19 protein-coding genes are annotated in these 18,916 nt (G+C 71.8%); 7 read left to right on the forward strand and 12 right to left on the reverse strand.

Going from position 1 to position 18,916, the window contains the following annotated elements:
* Window positions 1–38 precede the first annotated feature (38 nt).
* Window positions 39–989, reverse strand: a complete 951-nt coding sequence (locus ACFYX3_RS01730; protein WP_389007091.1) for a LysR substrate-binding domain-containing protein — start codon at window positions 987–989, stop codon at window positions 39–41.
* A 132-nt stretch (window positions 990–1,121) separates the two neighbouring features.
* Here ACFYX3_RS01730 and ACFYX3_RS01735 point away from each other — a divergent pair, with 132 nt between their 5' ends.
* Both ACFYX3_RS01735 and ACFYX3_RS01740 read left to right on the forward strand, forming a co-directional pair.
* The gene (locus ACFYX3_RS01735; protein WP_116159082.1) at window positions 1,122–1,676 is read left to right on the forward strand and encodes a peroxiredoxin; all 555 of its coding nucleotides are present in this window, start codon (window positions 1,122–1,124) and stop codon (window positions 1,674–1,676) included.
* Window positions 1,677–1,689: 13 nt separating this feature from the next.
* Window positions 1,690–2,223: an alkyl hydroperoxide reductase gene (locus ACFYX3_RS01740; RefSeq protein WP_030222466.1), complete on the forward strand. Its 534-nt coding sequence runs from the start codon at window positions 1,690–1,692 to the stop codon at window positions 2,221–2,223.
* A 54-nt stretch (window positions 2,224–2,277) separates the two neighbouring features.
* Here ACFYX3_RS01740 and ACFYX3_RS01745 read toward each other — a convergent pair whose 3' ends face one another.
* The 5 genes from ACFYX3_RS01745 to ACFYX3_RS01765 all read right to left on the reverse strand — a co-directional run bounded on the left by ACFYX3_RS01745 (window position 2,278) and on the right by ACFYX3_RS01765 (window position 8,014).
* The gene (locus tag ACFYX3_RS01745) at window positions 2,278–2,952 is read right to left on the reverse strand and encodes a hypothetical protein (protein ID WP_389007094.1); all 675 of its coding nucleotides are present in this window, start codon (window positions 2,950–2,952) and stop codon (window positions 2,278–2,280) included.
* The gene (locus ACFYX3_RS01750; protein WP_389007096.1) at window positions 2,949–4,376 is read right to left on the reverse strand and encodes an AI-2E family transporter; all 1,428 of its coding nucleotides are present in this window, start codon (window positions 4,374–4,376) and stop codon (window positions 2,949–2,951) included. The genes ACFYX3_RS01745 and ACFYX3_RS01750 overlap by 4 nt, the downstream gene beginning before the upstream one ends.
* A gap of 98 nt (window positions 4,377–4,474) precedes the next feature.
* The gene (locus ACFYX3_RS01755; protein ID WP_389007098.1) at window positions 4,475–5,185 is read right to left on the reverse strand and encodes a lytic transglycosylase domain-containing protein; all 711 of its coding nucleotides are present in this window, start codon (window positions 5,183–5,185) and stop codon (window positions 4,475–4,477) included.
* Window positions 5,186–5,562: 377 nt separating this feature from the next.
* Entirely contained in the window at window positions 5,563–6,888 is a 1,326-nt protein-coding gene (locus ACFYX3_RS01760) for a PhoH family protein (RefSeq protein ID WP_382655578.1), read from the reverse strand.
* Between the two features lie 364 nt (window positions 6,889–7,252).
* Window positions 7,253–8,014 carry an isoprenyl transferase gene (locus ACFYX3_RS01765; RefSeq protein WP_116159087.1) on the reverse strand — a complete coding sequence of 254 codons (762 nt, stop codon included), beginning with the start codon at window positions 8,012–8,014 and terminating at the stop codon, window positions 7,253–7,255.
* 111 nt (window positions 8,015–8,125) lie between these two features.
* Here ACFYX3_RS01765 and mgrA point away from each other — a divergent pair, with 111 nt between their 5' ends.
* Window positions 8,126–9,163: an L-glyceraldehyde 3-phosphate reductase gene (mgrA, locus tag ACFYX3_RS01770; protein WP_389007101.1), complete on the forward strand. Its 1,038-nt coding sequence runs from the start codon at window positions 8,126–8,128 to the stop codon at window positions 9,161–9,163.
* Between the two features lie 360 nt (window positions 9,164–9,523).
* On the opposite strand, the gene ACFYX3_RS01775 is transcribed toward mgrA, so the two are convergent.
* Both ACFYX3_RS01775 and ACFYX3_RS01780 read right to left on the reverse strand, forming a co-directional pair.
* On the reverse strand, window positions 9,524–11,017 hold the full coding sequence (locus ACFYX3_RS01775) for a DUF2079 domain-containing protein (protein WP_389007103.1): 1,494 nt from the start codon (window positions 11,015–11,017) through the stop codon (window positions 9,524–9,526).
* 60 nt (window positions 11,018–11,077) lie between these two features.
* Window positions 11,078–11,815 carry a prepilin peptidase gene (locus tag ACFYX3_RS01780; protein ID WP_389007105.1) on the reverse strand — a complete coding sequence of 246 codons (738 nt, stop codon included), beginning with the start codon at window positions 11,813–11,815 and terminating at the stop codon, window positions 11,078–11,080.
* A gap of 40 nt (window positions 11,816–11,855) precedes the next feature.
* Here ACFYX3_RS01780 and ACFYX3_RS01785 point away from each other — a divergent pair, with 40 nt between their 5' ends.
* Complete coding sequence (locus tag ACFYX3_RS01785; RefSeq protein ID WP_389007107.1) at window positions 11,856–12,239, forward strand: DUF192 domain-containing protein; 384 nt, start codon at window positions 11,856–11,858, stop codon at window positions 12,237–12,239.
* Here ACFYX3_RS01785 and ACFYX3_RS01790 read toward each other — a convergent pair.
* Together ACFYX3_RS01790 and ACFYX3_RS01795 are read right to left on the reverse strand one after the other, a co-directional pair.
* Window positions 12,211–13,311, reverse strand: a complete 1,101-nt coding sequence (locus ACFYX3_RS01790; RefSeq protein ID WP_389007109.1) for a hypothetical protein — start codon at window positions 13,309–13,311, stop codon at window positions 12,211–12,213. The two genes, ACFYX3_RS01785 and ACFYX3_RS01790, sit on opposite strands and share 29 nt — an antisense overlap.
* A gap of 54 nt (window positions 13,312–13,365) precedes the next feature.
* Complete coding sequence (locus ACFYX3_RS01795) at window positions 13,366–13,728, reverse strand: hypothetical protein (RefSeq protein WP_389007111.1); 363 nt, start codon at window positions 13,726–13,728, stop codon at window positions 13,366–13,368.
* 132 nt (window positions 13,729–13,860) lie between these two features.
* On the opposite strand from ACFYX3_RS01795, the gene ACFYX3_RS01800 reads away from it, so the two are divergent.
* From ACFYX3_RS01800 to ACFYX3_RS01810, 3 genes are all read left to right on the forward strand, one after another.
* The gene (locus ACFYX3_RS01800; RefSeq protein ID WP_389007113.1) at window positions 13,861–14,778 is read left to right on the forward strand and encodes a hypothetical protein; all 918 of its coding nucleotides are present in this window, start codon (window positions 13,861–13,863) and stop codon (window positions 14,776–14,778) included.
* Between the two features lie 81 nt (window positions 14,779–14,859).
* Complete coding sequence (locus ACFYX3_RS01805; protein WP_389007115.1) at window positions 14,860–15,285, forward strand: hypothetical protein; 426 nt, start codon at window positions 14,860–14,862, stop codon at window positions 15,283–15,285.
* On the forward strand, window positions 15,260–17,698 hold the full coding sequence (locus ACFYX3_RS01810; protein WP_389007117.1) for a tetratricopeptide repeat protein: 2,439 nt from the start codon (window positions 15,260–15,262) through the stop codon (window positions 17,696–17,698). Before ACFYX3_RS01805 ends, ACFYX3_RS01810 begins: the two co-directional genes overlap by 26 nt.
* A gap of 9 nt (window positions 17,699–17,707) precedes the next feature.
* Here ACFYX3_RS01810 and ACFYX3_RS01815 read toward each other — a convergent pair whose 3' ends face one another.
* Window positions 17,708–18,322 (reverse strand): OmpA family protein, encoded by a 615-nt coding sequence (locus ACFYX3_RS01815; RefSeq protein ID WP_389007119.1) that lies wholly within the window; start codon window positions 18,320–18,322, stop codon window positions 17,708–17,710.
* A gap of 9 nt (window positions 18,323–18,331) precedes the next feature.
* A complete protein-coding gene (locus tag ACFYX3_RS01820) occupies window positions 18,332–18,916 on the reverse strand; it encodes a hypothetical protein (RefSeq protein WP_389007121.1) in 585 nt (194 codons plus the stop codon).

The raw sequence follows: 18,916 nt of genomic DNA on the forward strand, positions 1-18,916 counted from the left end.
TTCCTGGCACCGGGGGGTGTCAGGAACCGCCGCCCTTCTCACTCGCCGGGGGTCACCCGTACCGGAAGCTCCTTCATCGCCCCGCGCAGCGCCTCCGCCAGCTCCTCGAACTCGGCGTGCCGGGCCGCGCCCGTCCGCATCGCGAGGGCGATCCGCCGCGAGGGCGCCGGTTCGGCGAACCCCCCGGTCCACAGGGCGGTGTTACGGGCGGTCTCGACGGTCACGGCGGTGCGGGGCAGCAGGGTCACCCCGAGGCCGCCGGCGACGAGCTGCACCAGCGTGGCGAGCCCGGCGGCGGTGGTGGTGACCTCGGCGCCGTCGGTGCGCCCGGCCTCCCGGCAGACGTCGAGGGCCTGGTCCCGCAGGCAGTGCCCCTCGTCGAGGAGCAGCAGCCGGAGCTCCTTGAGGGCCTCGCGCGGGATGTCGTCCCGCCCGGCGAGCGGGTGCCCCTCCGGGGTGACCAGGACGAAGTCCTCGTCGAAGAGGGGAAGTTCGGTGACTCCGGGCACCCCGAGCGGCACGGCGAGCAGCAGCAGGTCGAGCCGCCCGGCGGCGAGCCCCTCCAGGAGCGAGGAGGTCTGCTCCTCGTGGACCTGGAGGTCGAGCTCGGGATAGCGGCGATGGACGAGCCGCAGGACGGTGGGCAGCAGGTACGGCGCCACGGTCGGGATCACCCCGAGCCGCAGCACCCCCGTGAACGGCGCCTGGGCGGCCTCCGCCTCCTCCATCAGCTCCGCCACCGCGTCGAGGACGGTCCGCGCCCGCACGGCGAGCCGCTCCCCCGCGGGCGAGAGCAGCACCTTCCGCGTCGTACGCTCGAGAAGCTGGACACCGAGTGCCTCTTCGAGAGTCGAAACGGCGCCCGAGAGCGCGGGCTGACTCATACCGATGGCGGCCGCCGCATCGCGGAAGTGGAGATGCTCGGCGACGGCCACGAAGGCCCTGAGCTGGGAGATGCTGGGCTGCTTCGTGCGCCGGACGGAAACCACTGATAACCACCTTCGATCAACACGACCGAGTCTAGCTATTTCACTGATCAATGCACCCCGTGCCAGTATGTGAGACGTCCAACCCCCACGGAAGCCCCCAAAAGGGACCCTTCCTGCCTGCAAGGAGAGCGCGTGCTCACTGTCGGTGACAAGTTCCCCACCTACGACCTGACCGCCTGCGTGTCGCTGGAGAGCGGCAAGGAGTTCGAGCAGATCGACCACAAGGCCTACGAGGGCAAGTGGCGCGTGGTGTTCTTCTGGCCGAAGGACTTCACCTTCGTCTGCCCGACCGAGATCGCCGCGTTCGGCAAGCTGAACGACGAGTTCGCCGACCGTGACGCCCAGATCCTCGGTGTCTCGGGCGACTCGGAGTTCGTGCACCACGCCTGGCGCAAGGACCACGCCGACCTGCGTGACCTGCCCTTCCCGATGCTGGCCGACTCGAAGCACGAGCTCATGCGCGACTGCGGCGTCGAGGGCGAGGACGGCTTCGCCCAGCGCGCCGTCTTCATCGTCGACCCGAACAACGAGATCCAGTTCACGATGGTGACCGCCGGCTCCGTCGGCCGTAACCCCAAGGAGGTCCTGCGGGTCCTCGACGCCCTGCAGACCGACGAGCTCTGCCCCTGCAACTGGAACAAGGGCGAGGGCACCCTCGACGCCGCCGCCCTCCTCGCCGGCGAGTAAGGGCGGACCTGACATGGCTCTCGACGAACTGAAGTCCGCCATACCGGACTTCGCCAAGGACCTGAAGCTGAACCTCGGTTCGGTCATCGGCAACAGCGACCTCCCGCAGCAGCAGCTGTGGGGCACCGTCCTCGCCTGCGCGATCGCCTCGCGCTCGCCGAAGGTGCTCAAGGAGCTGGAGCCCGAGGCCCAGGCGAACCTGAAGCCCGAGGCGTACCAGGCCGCCAAGTCCGCCGCCGCGATCATGGCGATGAACAACGTCTTCTACCGGACCCGGCACCTGCTGTCGGACCCCGAGTACGGGACGATGCGCGCCGGCCTGCGGATGAACGTCATCGGCAACCCGGGCGTCGAGAAGGTCGACTTCGAGCTGTGGTCGCTGGCCGTCTCCGCGATCAACGGCTGCGGCCAGTGCCTGGACTCGCACGAGCAGGTCCTGCGTCAGGCCGGTGTCGACCGCGCCACGATCCAGGAGGCCGTCAAGATCGCCGCGGTGATCCAGGCGGTCGGCGTCACGCTCGACGCGGAAGCGGTCCTCGCCGAGTAGTCGGCGGATCCGTACGAGAAGGGCCCCGGGGCTGCGCGCCCCGGGGCCCTTCCGTCATTTCCTGAGTGCCGCCATGACCGCCAGCAGGTCCTGGGTCATCGGAACGTCGATCCCCGTGAGGTCGATCGGCTTGGAATCGCCGAGCGGGTTCCCGTCCGCGTCCGTGCTGTACTGCCGGTAGATGTTCAGGGAGATCTCGGCCTGGCCGTCGAGGACCCGCATCTCCCCGCCCTCGCCGCCGCGGCCGTCGAAGAAGGCCGCCTCCCCGAGGCCGCCTATCGGCGTGGTGACGTCGTAGTACTTCGACCGTGCCGCGAACTCCGGCCCCGGGTCCGTCACCTTGTGCAGGGTGTACGTGAGCGAGGCGCTGTACCCCGACTCCGGCGGGCCGAAGGTGACGTCGCAGGACGACTCGTACACCGCCGGTTCGTTCAGCTCGGGCCCGACGCCGTCCTGGCTCCGCTCGCCGAGGATCCCGCCGAGCGCCTTCAGCTTCGCCACCTCGCAGAGCTTCACCTCCGGCGGGTAGCCGCCGAGGTCGACGCCCGGTTCCTTCCTCTGCCCGTACGCGTACAGTCCCCCGCCCCACACCGCCGAGGCGAGCACCGCGCCGCCGAGCGCCCACAGCCAGGGGCTGCGGGCCCGGGGCCGGCGCGGCGGCGGGGCCTCGGTGAGCACCTCCGGGGCGTCGAACTCCTCGCCGCCCTCGAGCTCCGGCTCCGATATCACTTGGCCTCCGCCTCGAGCGTGCCAGGCGCCGGGACCGGCGCCACGGCGAAGGCCGTCGCGCCGCGCGGTTCGGGGGTGCTGAGGAGAGCCTGTTCGGTGGTGTACGCGCGCAGGTAGCCGACGACCGTGTTGAGGACGGCGACCAGGGGTACGGCGACGACGGCGCCGCCGATGCCGGCGGTGAGGCCGCCGGCGGCGACGGCGAGGACGACGGCGAGCGGGTGGACGCGGACGGCCCGGCCGAGGATGAAGGGCTGGAGGATGTGGCCTTCGATCTGCTGCACGGCGAGGACGACGACGAGCACCATGAGGGCGGTGAACACGCCGTTGGTGACGAGGGCGACCACGCAGGCGAGGGCACCGGAGATGACGGCGCCGACGAGCGGGATGAAGGCGAAGAGGAAGATGAAGACGGCGAGCGGGACGGCCATCGGGACGTCGAGGAACCAGAGTCCGAGGCCGATGAAGACGGCGTCGATGAGGGCGACGAGGACCGTGCCGCGCACGTAGGCGGTGAGGGTGCGCCAGGCGCGCGGTCCCGCGCCGGCGACGCCGGGCCGGGCCTGGGCGGGCACCAGCTTGAGCGTCCACTCCCAGACCTTCTTCCCGTCGTAGAGCAGGAAGAGGGTGCAGAACATGGCGAGCAGGATGCCGGTCATGGCCTCCACGATGACGGTGACGCCCTGGAGTCCGACGGAGGTGATCTGCTCGGCGTTGGCGCCGATGGCCTCGCTGAGGTTCTTGGCGATCTCGTTGATCTGCTGCTCGGTGACGTGGAAGGGGCTGTCGAGCAGCCAGTGCTTGAGCTCCTCGATGCCGTCCTTGACGCGGTCGGAGAGGTTGTCGACGTTGTCCATGACCTGCCAGACCACGAACCAGCCGACCAGGCCCATGACGACGAAGCCGGAGACGGCGGTGACGGCGGTGGCGAGTCCGCGGGGCAGGCCCTTGCGGCGCAGCATGGCGACGGTGGGCTGGAGCAGGGCGGTGATGAGGAGCGCGGCGACGAAGGCGAGGACGACCAGCTGGACGGAGCTGATCACCTTCATCAGCACCCAGACGGTGCCGGCGAGGACGAGCAGCCGTACGCCCGCCTCGGCGGCCACGCGCAGGCCCCAGGGGATGGCGGCGACGGGGTCGGGGCGGGCGGCGACGGCCGGTGCGTAGGAGGGGGGTGCGGGGACGGAGCGGCCGGGCTCGGCGGTCGCGGCGGTCTCGGCCTCCGGGAGGGGCGTGGCGGTGTCCGGCTGCGGGGAGGCGGGCGGGGCCTCGTGGGGAACCGCGCCCGGGACCTCGTGCGGGGTCGCGTACGGGGGGCCGATCGGATCGTCCCGTTCCGCCTCGGCCCGGCGCTCGTCGAGGCGTTCACCCATGCGGCTCAGGCTCTCGCCGAGCCGGCCCAGCAACCCTGGCACTCTGGACATCTCTTCCCTCTTCCCCCACCCATTCCTTCTCGGGAACCTACACGCAAGAAGCCCCTCACCGTAGGACGGCGAGGGGCTCTCGGAGGTTGAGCGCGGTACTAGTACCAGCGGTTGGCCTGCCAGAAGGACCAGGCGCCACACGGGCTGCCGTAGCGGCCGTCCATGTAGTTGAGGCCCCACTTGATCTGGGTGGCGGGGTTGGTCTGCCAGTCGGCGCCGGCGGAGGCCATCTTGTAGCCGGGGAGGGCCTGCACGAGACCGTAGGCGCCGGAAGAGGCGTTGGTCGCGCGGTAGTTCCAGCCGGACTCGTGTTCCACGATGTTGCTGAAGCACGAGAACTGGTCGGACGGCATCATCTGCCGGGCCATCGCCTTGACCTCGGCGATGCTGTAGGAGCCCTGTGCGGCGAAGGAGCTGGCGCTGCGGATGGAGGAACGGTTGGCGCGCTCCTCGGCCTCCTTGCGCTCCTTCTCGGCCTTGGCCTCGGCGGCGGCCTTGTCGGCGGCCTCCTTCTTCGCCTCGGCGTCCTTGGCGGCGCGGATGCGGGCCGCTTCCTCCGCGGACTTCTTCAGGGAGGCGTCGGCCGCGGCGGCCTGGGCATCGGCCTGCTCCGAGAGGGAGGAGACCTGTACCTGGGCCTGCTCCCCCGCGGGGATGTCCGCGAGCAGCGTGGTGTCGGCCGCGGTGGCCTCGAAGTTGTCGTCCGAGGCCTGGGCGGCGTTGCCCGAGGCAACGCCGACGACGGCGCCGACGGTGGTGACCGCAGTGGCCGAAGCCACCGCGAATCCCCGGACCGAGATCCGGCTCACACGGTTTCCTTCCAGCACGACCGCACAGGTGACCACGCGGGCGAAATCTTGCCCCTGGCACTGGTCTCCGACGTACGGGGTCACAGAAGACACGGGCCCGTGGTGCTGTGGGCGGCATACGACGACGGCTGTGGAGTTGTGTGGTGCGGTGCGCACCCCTGAGGGTGCACGTGTGCCGTATGCGGGGCCTGACGGAAGCAAGACTTTGCCGGACGGCGACGCCGCAAGGCAATTCCGTGTTGCGTGTGAAAGCTCACACCTGGGTGGACGCAAGGGATTTGGCGGATAACGGCGACAGCAGAGCGCCGCCCGGCTAAGCTCCTGCGCTTTGCCGGGCGGCGTCAACTACCGTACCCCTACAGAAGGGTACGAACCGGTCAGATCTGAACGTCCTCCAGCATCTCCGTCACGAGCGCGGCGATCTGGGAGCGCTCGGAGCGGGTGAGGGTGACGTGGGCGAAGAGCGGATGCCCCTTCAGCTTCTCGACCACGGCGACGACTCCGTCGTACCGGCCGACCCGGAGGTTGTCGCGCTGGGCGACGTCATGGGTCAGCACGACCCGCGAATTCGCCCCGATACGGGACAGAACGGTCAACAGGACGTTCCGCTCGAGGGACTGGGCCTCGTCCACGATGACGAACGCGTCGTGGAGGGAGCGGCCCCGGATGTGGGTGAGCGGCAGGACCTCCAGCATCCCGCGGCCGAGCACCTCCTCGATGACCTCGCGGCTCGCGACCGAGGACAGCGTGTCGAAGACCGCCTGGGCCCACGGGCTCATCTTCTCGGACTCGCTGCCCGGCAGGTATCCGAGCTCCTGGCCGCCGACCGCGTACAGCGGGCGGAAGACCATCACCTTCTGGTGCTGACGGCGCTCCAGGACCGCCTCCAGGCCCGCGCAGAGCGCGAGCGCGGACTTTCCGGTGCCGGCCCGGCCGCCCATGGAGATGATGCCGATGTCCGGGTCGAGCAGCAGGTCGAGGGCGATCCGCTGCTCGGCGCTGCGGCCGTGCAGCCCGAAGGCCTCCCGGTCGCCGCGGACGAGCCGCACGTTGCCCTCGGCGGTGACCCGGCCGAGCGCCTTGCCGCGCTCGGACTGGAGCACCAGGCCCGTGTGGACGGGAAGCTCGGCGGCCTCCGGCACGTACAGCGTGTTCTGCTCGTAGAGCAGGTCCACCTGCTCGCCGGAGAGCGCCAGCTCGGACATCCCGGTCCAGCCGTTGGCGTCCGTGATGGCGAGCTCGGCGCGGTACTCCTCGGCGAGGAGCCCGACCGAGGAGGCCTTGATGCGCAGCGGCAGGTCCTTGGAGACGACCGTGACGTCGTACCCCTCCGCCTGGAGGTTGCGCGCGACCGCGAGGATCCGTGAGTCGTTGTCCCCCAACCTGTAGCCGGCGGGCAGGACGCCGGGGTCGGAATGGTTGAGTTCGACACGCAGGGTGCCGCCCAGGTCCCCGATGGGGAGCGGGGCGTCGAGGCGTCCGTACCGGACCCGGAAGTCGTCGAGCAGGCGCAGCGCCTGCCGGGCGAAGTAGCCGAGTTCGGGATGGTGCCGCTTGGCCTCCAGCTCCGTCACCACGACGATCGGGAGCACCACCTCGTGCTCCTCGAAGCGCGAGACGGCGTTGGGGTCGGCCAGCAGGACGCTGGTGTCGAGAACATAGGTGCGCCGGTCGGAAAGGCGGCGCTTCGTGCTGGTCACCACGGAAGGACAGACCCCCTCTGAAGACCCCTGTGAGGTCGGGGTGCGACGGAACCGGTGTCGCTGCGGAATGGGACCGGGCTCAGGCCGCGATGCGCGGGCCGAACCACGGCCCTCCGCTTCTCCCGTACGTGTCCCGCACGGTCGTCCTGGTGCAAGGGGCCTCCCGGGTGGCGGTCTCCGTGCCGCTCACTTCACCAGGGATATGCCCTCGAACACCCTCTGCCATGCCATGGCATATGACGACGTGTTCATGAACTCGAGATGATCGGTTCCGACCGGGGATGACCGACTGCGAGGTCGGGTCCCGTGGCGCTCGGGTCCCGTGGTGCTCGGGTCCCGCAGCGCTCGGGTTCCGTGACGGCGCTCAGGTTCCGTAGCGCCGGTGCCGGGCCGCGTAGTCGCGCAGCGCGCGCAGGAAGTCGACCTTCCGGAAGGCCGGCCAGTGGACCTCGCAGAAGTAGTACTCGGAGTGGGCGCTCTGCCACAGCATGAATCCGGACAGCCGCTGCTCGCCGCTGGTGCGGATCACCAGGTCCGGGTCGGGCTGACCGCGCGTGTAGAGGTGCTCCGAGATGTGCTCGACGTCGACGATCTCGGCGAGCTCCTCGAAGCTCGTCCCCCGCTCCGCGTGCTCCAGGAGCAGCGAGCGGACGGCGTCCGCGATCTCCTGCCGGCCGCCGTAGCCCACGGCGACGTTCACGAGTATCCCGGTGTTGGTGCGGGTGGCCTCCTCGGCCTCCTTCAGCACCGACTGCGTACGGGAGGGCAGCAGGTCCATCGTGCCGACGTGGTGCACCCGCCAGCGGCCGTCGGCGGCCAGCGCGCGCACGGCGTTCTCGATGATGCCGAGCAGCGGGACGAGCTGTTCCTCGGGGCGGTTCAGGTTGTCCGTGGAGAGCATCCAGAGCGTGACGACCTCGACGTCCGTCTCGGAACACCAGCCGAGCAGCTCCTGGATCTTGTCCGCGCCGGCCTTGTGTCCCTGCTCGGGGGTCCCGCCGGACGCCTTGGCCCAGCGACGGTTCCCGTCGAGGATGACCCCGATGTGCTTGGGCACCTGGGTGTGGTCGAGGCGGCCTTCCACCCGGCGTGCGTAGAGCCCGTACACCAGGTCGCGCAGGTTCACTGTTCTTTACCCCTCCATGCAGTGTCGGCCCCCCGAAGCCGCCAGACTACTGCGGACGGGTAACGAGCTCACAGGCCGGGACTGTCACAAGTCCGTGATAAGCAGAGATACGTGACTGATTCCCCCCTCTACCGCGCCTCCGCGGACCGCTACGACGCCATGGAGTACCGCCGCACGGGCCGCTCCGGCCTCAAGCTCCCGGCGATCTCCCTCGGCCTCTGGCACAACTTCGGCGACGACAAGGCCCTCGGCACGCAGCGCGCGATCCTGCGCCGCGCCTTCGACCTCGGCGTCACCCACTTCGACCTGGCGAACAACTACGGGCCGCCGCCCGGCTCCGCCGAGCTGAACTTCGGCAAGATCTTCGCCCAGGACTTCGCGCCCTACCGCGACGAGCTGATCATCTCGACCAAGGCCGGCTACGAGATGCACCCCGGCCCGTACGGCGAGTGGGGCTCCCGCAAGTACCTGATGTCCTCGCTCGACGCCTCCCTGAAGCGGATGGGCCTCGACTACGTCGACATCTTCTACTCGCACCGCTTCGACCCGCACACCCCGCTGGAGGAGACGATGGGGGCCCTCGCCTCCGCCGTCCAGCAGGGCAAGGCGCTGTACGTCGGCGTCTCCTCGTACGACAGCGAGCAGACCGCCGAGGCCGCGCGGATCCTCCAGGACATGGGCGTCCGGCCGCTCATCCACCAGCCCTCGTACTCCATGATCAACCGGTGGACCGAGGAGGACGCCCTCCTCGACACCCTGGAGGCGGCCGGCATGGGCTGCATCTCCTTCGTCCCGCTCGCGCAGGGCCTGCTCACCAACAAGTACCTGAAGGGCATCCCGGCGGGCTCGCGGGCCACCCAGGGCAAGTCCCTCGACCCGAACCTGCTCTCCGACGAGGTGCTGCGGCGGCTGCACGGCCTCGCCGACATCGCCCAGCGGCGCGGGCAGACCCTCGCCCAGCTGGCGCTGTCGTGGGTGCTGCGGGACGAGCGGATGACCTCGGCGCTGATCGGCGCGTCCAGCGTCGCCCAGCTGGAGGAGAACGTGGCCGCGCTCGCGGGCGCGCCGCTGACGGACGAGGAGCTCAAGGAGATCGACTCGTTCGCGGTGGACACCGCCGGCACGAACATCTGGGCGGGCCGCGGCTGACGCCCTGGCTTTCCTGGCCCCGGGCAAGAAAACGGGCCGGTCCGTGGGGGGGATACGGACCGGCCCGAGGGGGGGTTTCCACCATAACCCTTCGATAGTCGTCTTGCGCGCCACGCGCGCCGAACGAACTGCTTCCAATTCCCCGGATCCCAAGCGGCACAAGGGCTCCGGGGCCCCGTGGCGGGTTTGCGCCCCGGCGTGGCGGCGGGGTTCCGTCCCTCCGAAGAGGGACCTCACGGCGTTGACGCGAGGGGACGCCGGGGGCTGCGGGGCGGGTGGTTTCCCGGCGGGTCGGACGGGCTCCGGCGGGCGGCTTCCCGGCAGGTCGGCCGCCGGTTCGGCGGGCGGCTTCCCGGCAGGTCAGCCGCCGGTTCGGCGGTGCAGGAGCGTGATCCCGTCCCGCCGGGCGACGACCTCGTAGCCGTACGTCCGGGTCGCGGCCTCCAGCTCGGCCTTCTGCCGCTCCAGCGGGTAGGGCCAGTGGCCCGAGGGGTACGGCCAGGCCTCGGGCGCCCGCTCGTCGTGGACGATCCACGCGGCCGTCGGCGCCGGGATGTGCGGGACGTCGTACCGGTAGAGCTCGCCGCCCACCGGGAACGTCGGGAAGAGGACGACCGTGCAGCGTGCGGTGAGCTGCGGCGCGAGCCGGTTGGAGGCGGCGACGGTGGCCCCGTCGGGGATGCGGGCGAGCAGCGCGCGGGCCGCCTCGATGTGCGGGGTGGTGCGCCAGGTGGCCCGCTGGGCGAGCTGGGCCAGCGGGAACGACGGCAGCAGGACGACGGTCACCGCGAGGACGGTCGCGAGGACGGCCCGCAGCTCACGCCGGGACTTGTCCCCGAGCACGTCGACGAGGCCGGCGAAGACGACCGGCATCAGGATCGCGCTGTAGTGGAAGGCCGTGCCCCAGTGGAAGCCGTTCTCGGAGAGCAGCCGCCAGCCGAGCGTGGGGACGGCGGTCAGCGCGAGCGGTGAGCGGAGCGCGAGCAGCGCGGACGGCGCGAAGACCAGGATCAGGGTGACCGCCTTGACCTCGGGGCGGAGCACGTCGAGCGGGGCGTGCGCGAGGGTGGAGAGCAGGGAGCCCTGCGCGGCGGCGAGGTTGCCGCCGTGGGCGTAGCCGCCACCGGGGTTGAAGGCCGGCAGCAGGACCTCGACCTCCAGGACCGAACCGAGGACGCCGACGACGGCGGTGACGAGCCCGAGGCGGCGGGGCCCCTTGAGGGCGATGTACGCGCCGACGGCGGCGAGCGTGAACCCCAGGTCCTCCTTGACGAGCAGCAGTGGCGCCGCCCAGGCGACGGCCTGCCGCCACCTCCGCGTGGCGAGCGCTTCGAGGGAGAACGAGAGCAGCGGGACGGCGAGCGCGACCTCGTGGAAGTCGAAGGCGGCGGCGGAGGCGACGCCCCAGCTCAGCCCGTATCCGACGGCGACGGTGTGCGCGGCCGCGGGCCCGAGGACGGCCTCGGCCCGGCGGGCGAGGGGGACGACGGCGAGGGCGAGCAGCGCGGACTGGGCGAGCAGCAGGCAGAGCGGGGAGGGCCAGAGCCGGTAGAGGGGGGCGAGGGCGGCGAGCAGGGGGTGGAAGTGGTCGCCGAGGAGGTTGAACCCCTCGCCGCGCAAGGGGGCGACGGGTGCCCTGAGTTCGGCGTAGGCGCGGACGGCCTGTTCGAAGATGCCGAGGTCGTAGCCGGTGGTGCGCAGGAGCTGGTGACGGCGCACGGCGACGGTGGCGTAGAGGAGGAAGAGGGCGGCGGCCCAGATCCAGGGGATGAGCCGGGGGCGGCGGTACCAGGGAATCGGGGCCGGTGCGGGAGCCGTGCCCGTTACAGGTTTTTCGTTCGCAATTGTCCGCATGTGCGGCGATGCTAGGGGCGCTCCTTCCGGGCACGGCGGTGAACGCGCCGAGGCAGGTCCTTACGGCACGGCGGTGAACGCGCCGAAGAGGAGGCCGAGCAGGGCGCCCCCGAGCATGAAGGGGCCGAAGGGGATCGCCGAGGAGCGGCCGGCGCGGCGCAGCAGCATCAGCCCGAGGCCGTACATCGCGCCGAGGAGGAAGCCCGCGAAGGCCCCGGCGAAGAGCACGCCCCAGCCGTACCAGCCGAGGGCGGCGCCCAGCGGGACCGCCAGCTTCACGTCGCCGAAGCCGAGCCCGCTGGGGTTGATCAGGAACAGCACCAGATAGGCCCCGCCGAGGGCGAGCCCGCCGAGTACCGCGTGGATCCAGGAGCCGGCCTCGTACGGGAGGAGTGCGGCGCCGCCGAGGAGCAGCGGGACGGCGGCGGCGAGCGGCAGGGTGAGCCCGTCCGGAAGCCGGTGCACGCGCGCGTCCACGCAGGCGAGGAGGACGGCGAAGGGCGCGCCGAGCAGCCAGACCGCCAGCTCGGGCCGGGGCCCGCCGGTGGCGGCGGCGAGCGCGGCGCAGGCGAGGGCGGTGAGCAGGGGTGCGACGTGCGGGCTCGGGGTGGTCGCGCAGGCCTGCCGTCCGGGCCCGCCGAGCCAGCCGCGCCCGGGCCCGGCCAGAACGTGCCCGGCGGGGCAGCGGTCCCGCCACGGCTCCTCCGGCTCCACGGAGAGCCGGTACGCGGCCCGGGGCACGAGCAGCCCGACGGCGGCCCCCCACAGGGCGGCGACGGCGATCAGCGTGACGTACACGGACGAGACCCTAGGCGCCGGGGCCGCTACGGTCTGCCGCATGGGGAAATGGGTGGACGGGACGGGGACGTTGGCGGTGGCCGCCAGGGAGATCCCACTGGAGGTGGCGGCCTCGTACCGGGCGAGGCGGCGGGGGCTGCTCGGCCGGGACGGGATCGCGGGGGCGCTGCTCATCGTCCGGACGAACAGCGTGCACACCTTCGGCATGCGGTTCCCGATCGACGTGGCCTACCTGGACGGCTCGTTCACGGTCCGGTCGGTGGTGACGATGGCGCCGGGGCGGCTCGGGATGATCCGGCCGCGCGGCCGGCACGTCCTGGAGGCGGCGGCGGGCGCGATGGCGGGGTGGGGGCTGAAACCGGGAGTACGCGTGCGCGTGGACGTCGATGAGGGGGTCACGGAGGCCCCGAACCGAGCAGCGTGAACGCCCCGTAGACGCCGGAGGCGAGCGCGAGCCCGGCGAGGACGGGCACGGCGATGCGCGTCCGCACGCGCGCGAGGGCCACGGCGGGCGGGAGGAGGAGCCCGAAGGCGGGCATCATCAGGCGCGGCCGGGAGCCGAAGTAGGCGGCGCCGACGAGGGAGACGAACACGACGCCGATCGTGTAGACGAGCAGCGGCAGCGGCTGCCGCTGCCGCACGCACAGCGCGACCAGCCACCCGAGCAGCGCGAGCGCCGCGCACAGGCCGAGGGCGGCGGGCCACGGCAGGCCCGCGATGAACGTGGCGAGGGCGACACCGAAGTCGATGGAGTTGCCCCAGGCGGCCTGGACGTCGAAGTAGGCGGTCGGGCTGCCCTGGCGGACGCCGACGTAGGCGACGTACGCGAGCCAGCCCAGCGGCGCGATGAACACCCCGGCCACCGTCCGCGCGGGCAGCCGCCGTTCCCGTACGAGGGTGACGAGGGCCGTGATGCCGAGGGCGGCGATCAGCGCGGCGGCCGTCGGCCGGGTGAGCCCGGCGGCCGCGCACAGGACGCCGGCGAGGATCCAGCGCCCGCGCAGCACGGCGTACAGCGACCAGGCGGCGAAGGCGGTGAACAGGGTCTCCGTGTACGCCATGGACTGGACGAACGCGGTCGGGTACACGCCCCAGAGCACGGCGAGGAGGACGCCGGCCCTCCTCCCGGCCACGTGGTCACCGCACTTGAAGATGCCCCAGGCGGCGGCGAGCCCGGCCGTCCAGGAGACGAGGAGTCCGGCGGTGGCCGCGTCGACCGGCAGGACGGCGGACAGGCCGCGCTCCAGGGCGGGGAGGAGCGGGAAGAAGGCGAGGTCGGAGTGGACGTCACCGTTCGGCAGGGTGACCTGGTACCCGTACCCGTGCTCGGCGATCCGCACGTACCAGACGGAGTCCCAGCGTCCCTTGAGCCGGTGCAGGCCGTCCTCGCCGGTCGCGGCGGCGGCGACGGCGAGGACGACGAGACCGACGACACGGGTGGCGGCATAACCGCCGAGGGCGGTGAGGGTGGGGCGGTCGGGCCTGGTCAGGGGCATGCACCCGATTATCCGGGGGCATCCGTCCGGATCAGCCGAGGGTCTTGTCCGCGCTCACCCGAGGGGCCTTATGCGGACGAACTTCGCGGCCATGACGGGACCGAGCTGCTCGACGATGGCGTGCCCGGGCTCCTGCGGCGAGGGCAGGTCGCCGAGGAACGACGTCACGATGACCTCGTCGATCCCGAGCACGCCACGCGCGCTCTGCTCCTCCAGGAAGTCGAGCGTCCGCCGCCAGTCGGCGGAGCCGGGGGCCTCCCCGAGGAAGGACCGGACGGTGTCCTGGACGACGTCCCAGAAGAACACGTGCGGCTGGACACCGCCCTGATGGAAGACATGGGTCTCGTACACGCCTCGGAACTCCGGAATCCGGGTGACGAGGTCACTGACCAACTGCACGCTCGCGGTCGCCGTCATCTGTCCAGAATGCTCCTGCTGAACGGGGATGTCCCACCGGATCCCGCCGGATTTACGCTTTCCTGGCGACGTCTTTCGCCGGGTTTTCCACAGGGGGTGCGAAGTGTCCCTCTTCCGTGGATCGTTGGGCGTATGTACGAGTTGGCGATCCTCGCCAGGGGCGGGGTCCTCCTGACGGTCTGGGCGGTCGCGGCGGGCCGGCCGCCGGGCCGGCTGGCCGGACGGCTGCGCCGTGACGGCTGGCAGCGGATCTGCCGGGGCGCCTGGGCGGCCCCGGGGAGGGAGGTGGACTGGCGGCTGAGGGCGACGGCCCTCCAGTTCCTGCGCCCGGAACTGGTGTGCAGCCACGGGACGGCGGCGCGGCTGCACCGCATCGAACGGCTGGGAGCGGGCGCGGGCGACCCGCTGGAGTTCACGGCTCCGCCCCCGGCCCGCTCGGCGCGCGGCGAGGACATACGCGTCCACGGCACGGCGTTCCTCACGCCCCGGGACTGGTCGAACCGGCGGGGGCTGCGGACGACGACCCCGGCGCGGACGGTCGGCGACCTGATACGGGCGTCCGGCACCCGCGAGGAGGCGGTGGTCGTCGCGGACTCGGCGCTCGCCCGGCGGGCGGTCGAGGGGGTACGGCGCGAGGCGCTCGTCCGGTACGAGGACCTCGCCGCCGAACTCGCCGCGCCCCGACGGGGAGCGGCCCGCGCGAGGACCTGGCTGCGCCTGACGGAACCGGCGTCGGGCTCACCGGCGGAGACGGTGGCGAGGCTGCGGATACGGGACGCGGGATGGGTCCCCGAGTCCCAGCCGACCCTGCTCACGGCGGCGGGCCGGCCCCTGCGCCCGGACTTCCTCTTCCGGGCGGCGGGCCTGGCGGTGGAGATCGAGGGCCACGCCTTCCACGGCACCCGCCGCGCCCACGAACGGGACGTCGCCCGCTTCAACGCGCTCCAGTCCTGCCCGGAGATCCGCCGCGTGCTGCGCTTCACGGCGAGGGAGGTGTTCCGCCACCCGGACCGGATGACGGCGACGATCCGGGCGGCACTGAGCCTGTGAAACCCCTGCCATGCGGGCGCAGGACGGGGAGAATGACTAGCCCGAAGGGGAGCGCTGGGGGCTGAGGGGGGGGCGGATCGGATGTCGCGTCCGATGCGGTGGACGGTGGCCGTGGTGGCGGCGGCGGTGACGTTCTGGGTGTGCCTGTGGGCGGCCAGGACGGTGTCGTGGGGATGGCTGCCGAAGGAGGAGGACACCCGGTTCGCGGTGGCCATCGCGTTCGCCACCGTGGCGGCGACGGTGGTGGCGGCGGGGGTGGGGTGGTGGGCGGGCCGGGAGCAGCCGCCTGCTCCTGCTGTGGAGCGCGCGGTGTCGCAACGGGCGACGGCGACGGGGAAGGCCCGGATCACGCAGATCGGCGGCAGCCGAACGCCGGGCGCCGGCACGACCCCCGATCGGGTCGAACAGCACGCGGAAGCCTCGGACGAGGGGCGCGTGATCCAGGTCGGCGGGGACCGGCACATCGAGGAGGCGGGGACGGATGACCGGTCGACACCCCGGCCCTGAGCACGTCACGCAGAGGGCCACGGCATCCGACCACGCCCGGATCATCGAGGCGGGCGGGGACGTCCACGTGTGGGAGGCAGGCGGCCCCACGCCGCACACGCTGGACGCGCTGCCGCCGGCCCCGCGACTGACCGGCCGTACGGCACAGGCCGAAGAGCTCCTGAAGGCGCTGGAGCCCGACGAGACGGGCAGGGTCGCGACGGTCGTGACGGGCCTGCCGGGAGTCGGGAAGTCGGCCCTGGCCCTGCACACCGCGCAACGGGCGGTCGACCTGGGCCACTTCCCGGGCGGCACCCTCTTCGTGCACCTGCGCGGCTACGCCCCGACGGGCGCCGTCGGCCCCGGACAAGCCCTTGAGACGCTGCTGCGGGCTCTGGGCGTACGGACGGAGGACCTGCCGCCGACGGTCGAGGAGCAGGCCGGCCTGTACCAGTCGGAGCTGGCCCGCCGGGCGAGGGACCACGGCCCGGCCCTGATCCTCGCCGACGACGCCTCCTCCCCCGCCCAGCTCCTGCCCCTGATCCCCGCGCACCCGGGCCACCGGCTCCTGGCCACCTCCCGCGACGCCCTGACCGCCCCGGACTTCCGCCCCAGGCTCGTCCCCCTGGACGAACTCGACACGGACGCGGCGGGCAAGCTGATCGCGGGGGCCCTGGCCCAGGTCCGTCCGGAGGACCCCCGCGCCGGGGCCGAACCAGACGCCCTGGAGCAGGTGGCGGCACACTGCGGGGGCCTGCCGCTGGCCCTGACGATCGCCGCGGCACTCCTCACGGACGACCCGGGCCTCCCGATCGCCACCCTGGCGGACGACCTCGCCGACACGCGTACCCGCCTGGAGTCCCTCCGGCACGAGGACGCCGACGGACGCACTCTGGCGGTCCGCACGGCCTTCGACCTGTCCCACCGGCGCCTGAAGGAGCGGGACGCCCGGCTGTTCCGCCTCCTGACGCTGAACCCGGGCCCGGACGTGTCCACGGACGCGGCCACGGCCTTGAGCGGCCGGTCCACGAAGGAGACCCGGGGAAGCCTGGCCGCGCTCACCCGCTCCTGCCTTCTCGGCGAGCAGCCGACGGGTTCGGGCCGCTGGCGGGCCCACGACCTGATCCGCCTGTACGCGGCGGACCTCCCTCCGGAGGAGGACGAGGACGAGGCCCTGGAGCGGCTCCTCACGTACTACTCCACCGTGAGCGCCGCCGCCGACGGCCATCTGCGCGGCCCGCACGGGCAACAGGCGCTCGACGTCTTCCCCGACCGGGCCTCCGCATCGACCTGGCTGGACGCGGAACGCGCGAACCTCATCGCCGTGATCCCCAGCGCCGCATCGGATCCCGCGACGGCGCTGGGCCTCGTCGACCGGCTGACCACCTATCTGCACGAGCGCCGCCACTTCCACGAGGTCCTCGCCCTGAGCGAGTACGCCCTCGCCGTCGCCCGCACGCTGGACGACCCGACCGTCGAGGCCTGGGCGCTGACCATCCTCGGCATCGCCCTGGAAGGGGTACGGCGGTTCGACGAGGCCGTCGACGTGCTCGCCCAGGTCGTCGACGTCTACGCCGAACTGGACGAACGCCACAGCGAAGGCGTCGCACTCAACGGCCTCGGGACCGCTCTGATGCAGGTACGGCGCTTCGACGAAGCCGTCGACGCCCTCACCCGAGCCGTCGGCATCTTTCGCGAACTCGGCGAACGCCACGGCGAGAGCCGGGCGCTCAACAACCTCGCCATCGCCCTTCAAGAGGTACGGCTCTTCGACGAAGCCATCGACGCCCACGCCCGCGACCTCACCATCTGCCACGAACTCGGCGACCGACTCGGCGAAAGCGCCGCGCTCAACAACCTCGGCGTCGCCCTGCGCCTGGTAGGGCGTTTCGACGAAGCCGCCCAAGCCCACACCCGCGACCTCGCCATCTGTCGCGAACTCGACGACCGCCACGGCGAAGGCCAGGCGCTCGGCAACCTCGGCACGGTCCTGCAAGAAGGGCTCGTCCTGGACCTGGCCATCGACGCCCACACGCAGGCGGTCGCCATCTACCGCGAACTCGACGACCGGCACCGCGAAGGCGGGACGCTCAACAACCTCGGCGTCGCCCTGCGCCTGGCACACCGCGTCGACGAATCCATCGAAGCCCATACGCAGGCCGCCGACATCTTCCGCGAACTCGACGACCGACACCGCGAAGGCGGCGCGCTCAACAACCTCGGCATCGCCCTCATCGAGGTGCCACGCCTCGACGAGGCCGTGACCGCCCTCACCCAAGCCCTGCGCATCTACCGGGAGTTCGGCGACAGTCACAACGAAGCCATCGCCCTGAGGAACCTCGACGCGGCCCGAGCCGACAGACTGCCGCCTCCCGCCAAGCGCGAGAAGCGGCGATGGTTCCGGCGCGGCCGCGCAGGTGGGCCCGGGGCTTGAGCCGCGCGGCTAGCCGACGGGTGTGGTCCGGGGGAAGGAGATCTCGACGCGCCGGTTCTTCTTCCGCCCCTCCTCGGTGCGGTTGTCGGCGATCGGGTAGTCCTCGCTGTACCCCCGGATGTCGAAGGCCGTACCGGGGTCGAGGGCGCGGGCGAGGACCTGCTGCACGGCGACGGCGCGCTCCTTGGAGAGCTTCAGCCCGTGCTCGTACGTCCCCAGGTTGTCGGTGAACCCGAAGACCCGGACCCGTCCGGAGCCCATCTTCTTGATCTCGGCGGCGATGGCGGCGATGCGGGCGGTGGCGTCGGGCGAGAGCTTGGCGCTGTTCTTCGGGAAGAGCACCTCGGCCTGCAGCGCGAACGTCACGTCCACGTTGGTGTCCTGCCGGCGCTCCTGCCCGCCCTCCTCCTCGACGATCTGCTTGATGTCGAGGACCTTGGCGGGGGCGAGGGTGGCGCCGTCGGGCAGCATCAGCCCGGGCGAGTTCGGATCGATGACGGGCGCGGGCGAGGCGGTACCGGCGGGACCGGGGGCGTCGTCGGCGTAGGCGGGCGGCCCGGCGAGCGGGGCCAGGGCCACGCAGGTGAGCACGATCGCGGCGAGGCGGCGGTTTGTCGTCGTCATGGCGTCGCCTCAGGAGAGCTTGAGGGTGGCGGGTTCGAAGGTGGGGAGTTGGAAGCTGACTTCGGTGGTGGAGGCGGGGGGTGCGGGGAATTGCATGAAGACGGCAGTGGACTTGCCGGGCCCGAGGCTGTCGAGCCCAATGGTCGTGAGCGGCCGCCCGTCCGTGTCCCTCAGGACGTAGTACCGCTTCTTCCCGACGGAATCGACGAACGTGGCGCCGCCAAGTGACGTGCCGTGCTTCACCACTTCCGTCTCGTCACCACTCGTCTGAGCGGGGATCGCACTGACGGAATCAGAGGTATTGCGCAGCCGCCCCTTAACGGTGATGAACCCGCCCGCGTCTCGCTCCGCCGAGTTGATGGCCAACTCAAGCCCCTTCTGCCCTCTGAGGAGAGCCAGCACCTCTGCCGGCTCCTCGGCCTCCTGCTGGGGCTGGGTGGCTGATGCTCCTTGCCGGGGCGCGGCACTCGTCGAGGTGGGTTTGTTCTCGCTGGGCTTCTCCTCGGCGCCGCATCCGGCCGCGAAGAGTGCCACGGACGTGAGCGCGACGGCGATCACCCCTCGGCGGGTCTTCCATACGTAGCGCGCGTTCAT

Origin of the sequence: Streptomyces sp. NPDC002463, from assembly GCF_042889835.1 — a bacterium.
Lineage (GTDB): Bacteria > Actinomycetota > Actinomycetes > Streptomycetales > Streptomycetaceae > Streptomyces > Streptomyces nymphaeiformis.

What these genes read in the sequence shown, in the direction of transcription:
- ACFYX3_RS01740 (WP_030222466.1), top strand. Translation starts at nt 1,690, where the DNA reads ATGGCTCTCGACGAACTGAAGTCCGCCATACCGGACTTCGCCAAGGAC.
- ACFYX3_RS01750 (WP_389007096.1), bottom strand. Translation starts at nt 4,376, where the DNA reads ATGTCCAGAGTGCCAGGGTTGCTGGGCCGGCTCGGCGAGAGCCTGAGC.
- ACFYX3_RS01775 (WP_389007103.1), bottom strand. Translation starts at nt 11,017, where the DNA reads ATGCGGACAATTGCGAACGAAAAACCTGTAACGGGCACGGCTCCCGCA.
- ACFYX3_RS01785 (WP_389007107.1), top strand. Translation starts at nt 11,856, where the DNA reads ATGGGGAAATGGGTGGACGGGACGGGGACGTTGGCGGTGGCCGCCAGG.
- ACFYX3_RS01790 (WP_389007109.1), bottom strand. Translation starts at nt 13,311, where the DNA reads ATGCCCCTGACCAGGCCCGACCGCCCCACCCTCACCGCCCTCGGCGGT.
- ACFYX3_RS01795 (WP_389007111.1), bottom strand. Translation starts at nt 13,728, where the DNA reads ATGACGGCGACCGCGAGCGTGCAGTTGGTCAGTGACCTCGTCACCCGG.
- ACFYX3_RS01800 (WP_389007113.1), top strand. Translation starts at nt 13,861, where the DNA reads ATGTACGAGTTGGCGATCCTCGCCAGGGGCGGGGTCCTCCTGACGGTC.
- ACFYX3_RS01805 (WP_389007115.1), top strand. Translation starts at nt 14,860, where the DNA reads ATGTCGCGTCCGATGCGGTGGACGGTGGCCGTGGTGGCGGCGGCGGTG.
- ACFYX3_RS01810 (WP_389007117.1), top strand. Translation starts at nt 15,260, where the DNA reads ATGACCGGTCGACACCCCGGCCCTGAGCACGTCACGCAGAGGGCCACG.
- ACFYX3_RS01815 (WP_389007119.1), bottom strand. Translation starts at nt 18,322, where the DNA reads ATGACGACGACAAACCGCCGCCTCGCCGCGATCGTGCTCACCTGCGTG.
- ACFYX3_RS01820 (WP_389007121.1), bottom strand. Translation starts at nt 18,916, where the DNA reads ATGAACGCGCGCTACGTATGGAAGACCCGCCGAGGGGTGATCGCCGTC.